Raw genomic sequence first — 1,951 nt, 5'->3', positions numbered from 1 at the left:
AAAAACTACTGTCGTTCTTTTAAATACAAGGCCTAATTAAAAATCACCTTATAGTCCTTACGGGATGCTCCTAAATAATAGACATGGAAGTGTGGATTCTGATAGCTATCGCTACGGTTTCCAAGGACAGGAGCGCGATGACGAGGTCAAAGGTGATGGAAATAGTTATAACTACAGATATAGGATGCATGACTCTAGGATTGGGAGGTTTTTTGCGGTGGATCCGTTGTCTGTTAAATATTCTTACAACAGTCCTTACGCTTTTTCCGAGAACAGTGTGATAGATGCTGTTGAATTGGAAGGAATGGAGCTTAAGATTGTAAGCTATGAAATTGGATTCCATCAAAACGGAGATTCCTACATTAAAAAAATTAATAGCGTTGAAATATGGCCTGATTATCATTTGGAAGGTAGATATGGTGGTAAGTATATGAATTTAGCAATGACCGTTCATAGAACAATTGTTAATGGTCAAATACAACAAGAGTATACTACAATGGAACCTGCTGATTATGGTGATTATGACCCAAGGCTTAGAGGTCTAAAAGCTAGTGCAGGTTATGATTACACAAATTATTTCACTGAGTCTATTAGGAAACAGGATGATTCACAGTTTGCCACAAATTATCGGGACGGCTATTTTTCTCCTTTAGACCAAGTATTTATTGAGCAAGCGATTTGGAATCGAAATAATCAAGCACCAGATGCGAGGTATACTCAACAAGAGATTGCTGATGTGTCCGAGTTAGCAAATGTTTTTCCGCTTGTAAGAACAGGCGGTCTCAATGGAGCTGGACTTTATAGCAAGTGTATTGATTTTAGTAAAGATTTTATGAAAAAATTATCTAAGAATTTAAAATCGTCTGGATATTCAGTTAAAAGATATTCTATAGATATTGGTGATGGTGGACTACTCGGAACAAAGACACAAAGAGTCGCAGATAATGGTTATCATGAATTTATAGAAGTAACTAAGAATGGCAAAACAGTTATATATGACAATTTACATGTAAACGGTATTAGCAAAAAGGATTATATTGACGAATTAAATGGTTTTTCGAGAGAAGGTGTTGTTACAGGTGAAAAATTACTCGAAGAAGGAGGGGAATATCTAAAGGAAATAGAGTGATGATAAAATTATATAAAGAAGATAAAGAAATTTTAGAGATAACTTTATCGAAACCTGGAATTTTTCTTATAAATAGAGTCGAGGATTATTATTTATTATTTCTTGGTTATAGTTTATCTAAAAACAATTCCATTTTAGATTTATTGGATGGATATTACACTGATTATCTAAAACATAAATTCCAAATTACTGAAGAAATGAAATGGTATAAACTAATAAGATTATACTCTTCAACCGATATTCACACAATAGAATTGTTTCAGAATACTTTTTCTACCTTTTGTAAAAAAAATGATATAATGTAAATGAAGGGGGTGCAAACCGCAAGAACCGCGATAAAAGTGTTCCAATATTGGGAACAAGTCGCATGGTGCAAATCGCAATAACCGCGATAAAAGTGTTCCAAAGTTGGAACAAGCCCCGCATATACTAGGGTTGTAATCTTGCTTTGAATTTAATCAATTTGAATTCAAAAATTAAGCTCCTTGATTTGTTGAAATGATAAAACGCTGATGTAAAATCAGTGTTTTGAAATAAGAAGTATGTTTCAACTTGAGAATATGATGTTGTGAAATTATTTGAAGTGATTTTAGTCCTTTAGAACGCCTTACAACCTAGTTTAGACACACAGGCATTGAAATTACGATTGAATTCAACCCTAGCGATTTGAGCCTGTTTTATTTTTTGAGTATTTAAGAACTTATCAATAGAATCTCCATTTATGATCTGCATAGGCGTTTTGCCCTGCAACCTACGAGAGCATTTTGAAATAATATGTTCCTTATAAGGACATTACTAATATACAGATAGTTATGAAATTCT

Annotated in this window: 2 protein-coding genes and 1 pseudogene; 2 read left to right on the top strand and 1 reads right to left on the bottom strand. The window is 33.4% G+C overall.

Translation table 11 applies throughout. The features are described 5' to 3' along the window. Positions 1-61 precede the first annotated feature (61 nt). Together IL45_RS15320 and IL45_RS15365 are read left to right on the top strand one after the other, a co-directional pair. Positions 62-292, top strand: a pseudogene (locus tag IL45_RS15320) (RHS repeat-associated core domain-containing protein); the annotation flags it as partial. A gap of 12 nt (positions 293-304) precedes the next feature. Beyond that, entirely contained in the window at positions 305-1,129 is an 825-nt protein-coding gene (locus IL45_RS15365; RefSeq protein WP_316930394.1) for a papain fold toxin domain-containing protein, read from the top strand. Between the two features lie 597 nt (positions 1,130-1,726). On the opposite strand, the gene IL45_RS15310 is transcribed toward IL45_RS15365, so the two are convergent. Further along, positions 1,727-1,861: a hypothetical protein gene (locus IL45_RS15310; RefSeq protein ID WP_262496343.1), complete on the bottom strand. Its 135-nt coding sequence runs from the start codon at positions 1,859-1,861 to the stop codon at positions 1,727-1,729. Positions 1,862-1,951 lie beyond the last annotated feature (90 nt).

This window comes from Nonlabens ulvanivorans (genome assembly GCF_000732625.1).
GTDB classification, from domain to species: domain Bacteria; phylum Bacteroidota; class Bacteroidia; order Flavobacteriales; family Flavobacteriaceae; genus Nonlabens; species Nonlabens ulvanivorans.
Note: the sequence above shows the minus strand (reverse complement) of the source record. Positions and strands in the feature narration are given on the sequence as shown.